This is a genomic window from Mesorhizobium sp. M7A.F.Ca.US.002.01.1.1 (genome assembly GCF_004022955.1).
Taxonomy (GTDB): Bacteria; Pseudomonadota; Alphaproteobacteria; order Rhizobiales; family Rhizobiaceae; genus Mesorhizobium; species Mesorhizobium ciceri.
This window is the reverse complement of the sequence record NZ_RZQE01000344.1, coordinates 1-6,381: the sequence shown is the minus strand read 5'-3', so window position 1 is coordinate 6,381 and position 6,381 is coordinate 1. Positions and strand designations below refer to the sequence as shown.

The following is a 6,381-nucleotide window of genomic DNA, read 5'->3' as shown; positions in this document are numbered from 1 at the left end:
GGCCTGAAGACGCTGGAGGACGCCACCACCATTCGGCGGCGAATTCTCCTGGCCTTCGAACAGGCCGAGCGGGAGGCTGATCCCGCTAAGCGCCAGGCGCTGCTGACAATTGCGATCGTCGGCGGCGGGCCGACCGGCGTCGAGCTTGCCGGCACCATCGTCGAGCTGGCGCATGACACGCTGCGCGGCGAGTTCCGCAACATCGACACGCGGCAGACGCGCGTGGTGCTGATCGAGGCCGGCGACCGCATTCTGGCCAATTTCGCACCGAAACTTTCCGACTATGCCAGCAAAGCGCTCGAGCGGCTCGGCGTGACCGTCGAGCTCGGCCGGGCCGTCACGCGCTGCGACGCCGAAGGTGTCGTGTTTGGCGATAAGCAACTGGCCGCCCGAACGATCCTGTGGGCAGCCGGCGTTGCCGCTTCGCCAGCCGCTGAATGGCTGGGAGCGAAGGCGGACCGCGCGGGCAGGGTGCTGGTCGAGCCCGATCTAAGTGTGCGTGGCAGCCCGGAGATCTTCGTCATCGGCGACGCCGCTCATGTGCTGCGGCCAGACGGGCGGCCGGTTCCCGGCGTGGCGCCTTCCGCCAAGCAGGAGGGCCGACATGTTGCGGCTACCATCAAGGCCAGGCTCGGCGGCGACACGACCGCGCGTCCTTTCCACTACAGGCATGCCGGCGATCTGGCGACGATCGGCAAACGCGCCGCCGCCATCGATTTCGGCTGGATCAAGCTCACCGGCTGGCTCGCCTGGTGGCTGTGGGGAGTGGCCCACATCTATTTCCTGATCGGCTTTCGCAACCGGCTTGCTGTTTCGCTGAGCTGGCTATGGATCTACGCGACGGGGCAACGCAGCGCGCGGCTGATCACCCAGGGCGACGACGACAAGGGCTGATTTCCTCACCGGCACCGTTCATCCGCACGTCATCTGTTGCTGGTCGACTGACCTTCCGATGCACGCAACTTCTTGAATGGACTTGAGCCGATTTCGGCGCGAAGTTCGCTTCGGGGCAGGGCGTGTCACGTTGTCGATGAGGAGAAAACATGTCGCAACTGCTCCATCCCGTCTCCCGCCGCGATTTCCTCGCTGGCACCGCAGCTACAGGGGCGCTGATCGTGCTTCATCCCTTCTCCGCTCGCGCACAGGCCAACCAGGCGCATCTCCGGATCATGGAGACCACCGACATCCATGTGAACGTGCTGCCTTACGATTATTACGCCGACAAAGCGAACGACACGCTGGGCTTGTCGCGCACGGCCTCCCTGATCGACGCCGTGCGCAAGGAAGCGGTGAATTCGATGCTGATCGACAATGGCGACCTGCTGCAGGGCAATCCGATGGGCGACTACATCGCCTATGAGAAGGGCCTGAAGGACGGCGACCTGCATCCGATCATGAAGGGTATGAACCTGCTCGGCTACGAGTGCTCGACGCTGGGCAACCACGAGTTCAACTATGGCCTGTCGTTCCTGGACAAGGTGCTGGCCGGCGCCAATTTTCCCTTCGTCTGCGCCAACCTGATCCGCGGCACGGAGCTTGCCGCGAACCCGCGCGACGACAAGCTCTATCTCAAGCCCTATGTCATCCTCGACAAGAAGATCAAGGACGGTTCGGGCGCCGAGCAGCCGATCAGGATCGGCATCATCGGCTTCGTGCCGCCGCAGATCATGGTCTGGGATCTCAAGAACCTCGAAGGCAACGTCAAGACGCGCGACATCGTCGAGGCGGCCAAGGCCTGGGTGCCGCAGATGAAGGAGGCGGGCGCCGACATCGTCATTGCGCTGTCGCATTCCGGCATCGACGTGAAGCACGGCGACATGATGGAGAACGCCTCGTTCTTCGTCGCCGGCGTCGCCGGCATCGACGCGGTGTTCACCGGGCACCAGCATCTGGTGTTCCCCGGCAAGAAGGATTTCCAATCGCTCGATGGTGTCGACACGCAAAAGGGCACGCTACAGGGCAAACCCGCCGTCATGGGCGGTTTCTGGGGCTCGCATATGGGGCTGATCGACCTGATTCTGGAACGCGACGGGTCGAAATGGAAGGTCGTTTCCGCCACCTCCGAGGCGCGGCCGATCTTCGAACGCGTCGACAATAAGAACAAACCGACTGTCCCGGACGACAAGCGCATCATCGCGGCCCTTGAGCAGGACCACCAGGCAACACTGGCCTATGTGCGCCGCCCCGTTGGCAAGACCTCCGCGCCGCTCTATTCCTATTTCGCGCTGGTCGCCGACGATCCGTCGGTGCAGGTCGTCAGCCAGGCGCAGACCTGGTACCTCAGGGATATTCTGAAGAACACGCAATGGAAGGATGTGCCGCTGCTGTCGGCGGCCGCTCCGTTCAAGGCCGGCGGGCGCAACGGCGCCGACTACTATACCGACGTGCCCGCCGGCGATATCGCCATCAAGAACGTCGCCGACCTCTATCTCTATCCCAACACCGTGCGTGCGGTCGAAATCACCGGTGCGCAGGTCAAGGAATGGCTGGAAATGTCGGCCGGGATCTTCAACCGGATCGAGCCGGGGAAGGCCGACCAGGCCCTCATCAACACCGATTTTCCGTCCTACAATTTCGACGTCATCGACGGCGTCACCTATAAAATAGACCTGTCGCAGCCGCCGAAATACGATGCCAAGGGCGGGCTGGCTAACGCTGGCGCCAACCGTATCGTCGACCTGAGTTTCGACGGAAAACCAATTGACCCCAAACAGAAATTCGTCGTCGCGACCAACAACTACCGGGCCGGTGGCGGCGGCAATTTCCCTGACATCAATGCCTCGAAGATCATCTATGAAGCGCCGGACACCAATCGCGACGTCATCGTCCGCTACATCGTCAGCGAGGGTACAATCAACCCGTCCGCGGACGACAACTGGTCGTTCGCGCCGCTGCCTGGAACCAGCGCCGTGTTCGAAACCGGCGCCAAGGCCAAGGATTTCATTGCGCAGCTGAAATCGCTGAAGATCGAGCCGGCAGGCGAGGGCGAGGCAGGTTTCGCGAAATACCGCATCCTGCTTTGAAGGGTGGTTTGGGGTCGGCTCGAGTCCCGGCCTTATGGCGTGGATTGAGCCGGCTGGGTGAAACGTTCCTTGATGTCAGGCATGACGAGATCCAGCGCATCGGTGGAAATGCCGCCGGAATAACCGTTCGGCAGCTGCTTGATCAGTTCGGGATCGTCCAGCCCTTGCGAAAAGTCGCCGCCGGTGTACGGGCCGAGCAGATAGACGCGGCTGTCGACGCCTTGCATGCGATCGAGAAACCGGTTCGGCCAACCCCACATCCATTTCGCGATGTTGACGGGAATGAGCAAGGTACCTTTTCGGCAGGCATCTGGAACATAGCCGCTCCAGCCAAGCGCGGCATAGCGCAGAATGCATTGCGTCAGCGACGCGCGGCTCAGTGTATGCATGTCCGGCAGTGCTGCCTTGACTGCGGCAATCGGCTTGTCGCCGCCATAGACCGAGAGATAGAAGCGCTCGTTCGGCGATAGCATGGCAAGCCGTGCGGCCAGCTTTTCGCCTTCGCCCGGATCGTTGCTCTTGACGTTGATGTTGAAGCGGCGGGCCGGGAAGTGCGCCAGAACCTCATCCAGCGACGGCATCATGCCGATACCCTTGCCGCGAAACGGAAAGATCTTGCCGCCATCCGCCGTATAGCCATAGCCGACATCGAGGGTCTTCAACTCGGCCATGGAATGGTTGCGTGTTTCTCCCTTGCCTTCCGTGCGGCAATCCAGCGTCCAGTCGTGGAAGACGGCGAAATTGCCGTCTGTCGTCGGGTGAACATCCAGTTCGAGCGCGTCAGCGTCCAGCGCGAAGGCTGCTTCCATCGAGGGGATCGTGTTTTCGAGGTAGGCATGGCGCGGCGGCAACATGCGACTGGCCGTGCACGTCTCACCCGTCATGCCTTCCCGTGCGTAGTCCTGGGCAAGGCCGCGATGGGCAAGCACTTCCGGCTTGCCGGCGGGGCGGCTCGACAACAGCGAGGTGTTGTTGAGCCAGATGCCCGCCGCGGCGACAACAATGATGCCGAAGAAGATCGTCCGTTTGCGCATCAAGTGATTTCCGATTCGTCCGTCCTGCGCGGCATCCTGCTTTGCGATCGGACTTTTTGACGGCGACCGGGCGGCGACATCGAGATCATCCTCGATATCGCCTGGTCGGCGGCAATGAAATCGAAGAACGTGTCGACTTACGCCTTGTAGACCACCTGGCGCACGTCGATGTAGCTGGCGCGGAATCCGGCCTCGCAATAGTGCAGGTAGAACTCCCAGAGCTTCTTGAAGCGGTCGTCGAAGCCGAGCGGGACGATCTTCTCCCATGACGCCCAGAACCGGTGGCGCCATTCGGCAAGCGTGCGCGCATAGTCATCCGGAAACACGCGCTCGCGCAGATGGGCAAGGCCATGATCCTTGCCCAGTGTCTTCAGGATCGACGGTGTCGGCAGCATGCCACCCGGGAAAACATAGCGCTGGATGAAATCCGGCCTTGCGCGATAGGTGTCGTAGGCGGCTTCGTTGATGGTGATGATCTGCAGGCCGGCGGTGCCGCCGGGTCTCAGGCAAGCCTTCATCTTGCCGAAAAACACCGGCCAGTATTTCTCGCCGACCGCCTCGAACATCTCGATCGAGGCGATGCGGTCATAGGTGCCGGTTTCGTCGCGATAGTCCTGCAGCTTGATGTCGACCTTTTCGGCAAGGCCAGCCTTGGCGATGCGAGCCGTTGCAAAATCGTGCTGCTCGCGGCTGATCGTCAGCCCGGTGACGCGGCAGCCGATCTCGCGTGCGGCGAATTCGGCGAAGCCACCCCAGCCACAGCCGATTTCCAGCACATGGTCCTTCGGGCCGATCCCTGTGTCTTTCGCCAGCGCGCGATATTTGGCGGCCTGGGCGCTTTCCAGGTCGTTGGCTCCGGTCGTGTAGAGCGCCGACGAATAGGTCATGCTCGGATCGAGCCATTGCTTGTAAAAGGCGTTGCCGAGGTCGTAATGCGCCGAGATATTGCGCTTCGAACCGGTGCGGGTGTTCTGGTTGAACCAGTGGCGGATGCGCTGGACGGTGTTGATCAGCCAACTGGTGCCGCCCGCGATACGCTCGCCAATGACCGAATTGACCACGAACAGCTCCAGGAAGCTGGTCACATCAGGGCTTTCCCAATCGCCGTCCATGTAGGATTCGGCTACGCCGATCGTGCCGCCGGAAAAGGCGCGGCCGGGCAAGCGCCAATTCTTCAGCACCAGTTCGGCATCTGGGCCAGGTCCCTTGCCGCCGACGAGGACGGCGCGGCCGTCCGGCAGCCTCACCTTGAGCGAACCGCGCGGCAGGTTCATCGCCGCCGACAGCACCATGCGCGCTTTCGCCGGCAGACCTTTGACAATCTCGGCGAAATTGAACTCATCGAGCCTGACCGCGTCGCTCAATGCTGCGCCAAAAAGTTCCTTTTGTGCCATCTCGTGCCCCCTGGATTTCCGCGGTGTCGGGGCAGATTGCCGAGCCACGGTTCTCTTGGATCATTCGCCAGCTTCGAACGCCGTTGCCGGTCCCGGGCGCTGACCGGCTCAGTGACGGGCGGGCTCGAATGAAACACGCGCTCTTTTACCAGAGCTTTAGCGCTTCCCAGTGAATCCCTGCGGCGATCTTCCACGTCATGCGGCGAAACTTCAAGAGGCAGGCCGCAAGCGGGGCTGTGCCACGCGGAATGCTTGCGCCAGCGAGAATCCGCTTTTTTGCACAGCAAAGGCCGAGCGCGCAAAAAACGCCTATGGTCGCAGAATTGCTCGTGCGATAGATCTAGCCATGCGTTATGTAATCGTCATTGCCGCCATCGCGTTTTTCCTGATCTGGGATGGCATGTACAATCAGGGCCGCTATCTCGACACAACAGTGAGAGAGCTTAGCCATGTTGTGCGATATGTTACCGGCAGAGCTTAACTCCAGTGGCGGCAGCCGCGACATCCTAGTCGATTGACGCCAACGTCCTGCCGTCACAAAAGACCCCAGCATTTTGATCGAGGAGGCGGGGTTGATCCGGCATATCGTTTTCTTCAGCGCGCGGCGAAAAGAGGATGTCGAGGCTGTGCGCACCGGCTTGCTGGCGCTCGGCAACATTCCTCATTCCAGCCTGTTCGAGGTCACGCTCAACACCAAGGTGGATCCGCTGTCGGACGAGGTCGACGTGGTCGTCTATGCGGAGTTCGCCGATGACGCCGCGCTGGCCGCCTACAAGGCGCACCCGCTCTATGCGCAGACCACCAGCAAGGTCAAACCGATGCGCGAACTGCGCTATTCCGCCGATGTCGTTGCCGGAAGCTGATCGAGGCTTTGTCCCAACTGGTGCCTTTTTCGACGTCCGGTGAACTGGCGGGGGCGAAATGGCCGGG

Annotated in this window: 5 protein-coding genes; 3 read left to right on the top strand and 2 right to left on the bottom strand. The window is 61.7% G+C overall.

Going from position 1 to position 6,381, the window contains the following annotated elements; translation table 11 throughout:
* A partial coding sequence (locus EN932_RS25850) for an NAD(P)/FAD-dependent oxidoreductase (protein ID WP_164890620.1) occupies positions 1-894 on the top strand: 894 nt, incomplete at its 5' end.
* 149 nt (positions 895-1,043) lie between these two features.
* Complete coding sequence (locus EN932_RS25845) at positions 1,044-3,023, top strand: bifunctional 2',3'-cyclic-nucleotide 2'-phosphodiesterase/3'-nucleotidase (RefSeq protein WP_127369537.1); 1,980 nt, start codon at positions 1,044-1,046, stop codon at positions 3,021-3,023.
* Between the two features lie 32 nt (positions 3,024-3,055).
* Here the strand turns inward: EN932_RS25845 and EN932_RS25840 are convergent, their stop codons facing one another.
* Positions 3,056-4,057 (bottom strand): glycerophosphodiester phosphodiesterase family protein, encoded by a 1,002-nt coding sequence (locus EN932_RS25840; RefSeq protein ID WP_127369538.1) that lies wholly within the window; start codon positions 4,055-4,057, stop codon positions 3,056-3,058.
* A 137-nt stretch (positions 4,058-4,194) separates the two neighbouring features.
* A complete protein-coding gene (locus tag EN932_RS25835; protein WP_063168054.1) occupies positions 4,195-5,451 on the bottom strand; it encodes a cyclopropane-fatty-acyl-phospholipid synthase family protein in 1,257 nt (418 codons plus the stop codon).
* Positions 5,452-6,023: 572 nt separating this feature from the next.
* On the opposite strand from EN932_RS25835, the gene EN932_RS25830 reads away from it, so the two are divergent.
* On the top strand, positions 6,024-6,314 hold the full coding sequence (locus EN932_RS25830) for a Dabb family protein (protein ID WP_013531473.1): 291 nt from the start codon (positions 6,024-6,026) through the stop codon (positions 6,312-6,314).
* Positions 6,315-6,381: the final 67 nt, after the last annotated feature.